This is a genomic window from Halostella sp. PRR32 (assembly GCF_034808085.1).
In the GTDB taxonomy this organism is placed as follows: Archaea; Halobacteriota; Halobacteria; order Halobacteriales; family Natronoarchaeaceae; genus Halostella; species Halostella pelagica.
Genome location: NZ_JAXHGL010000092.1, coordinates 1 through 277, shown reverse-complemented (window position 1 = coordinate 277; position 277 = coordinate 1). Strand labels below are relative to the sequence as shown.

Here is a 277-nt window from a genome sequence, read left to right as displayed (position 1 = left end):
CGATGGGCGATAGTGCCACCGCCGGTCGCCGCCCGCCGCCGAGAAACCGTAGAGCCCGTCGTCCTCGACGGGACAGACGACCGTGCCGCCCGCGACGACGAGGCTGTACCCCGTCTCGCTGTCGAACTCGACGGTCCAGTGCTCGGTGAGGGCGGTGCCACCGGAGACCGGCACGTGGCTCCGCCGCGTCGGCGTCCGGCCGGGCACCAGCCACTCGTCCGTCGACACCGACTGGTCGGCGTCGAGGGGGTCGCGGAAGGCGGTGGGCCGCAGGAGC

1 protein-coding gene is annotated in these 277 nt (G+C 74.0%); it reads right to left on the bottom strand.

The window, feature by feature from the left end; translation table 11 throughout:
- Window positions 1–277 (bottom strand): PQQ-binding-like beta-propeller repeat protein (locus SM753_RS20505; RefSeq protein ID WP_323192921.1); only part of this gene is annotated, 277 nt, incomplete at both ends.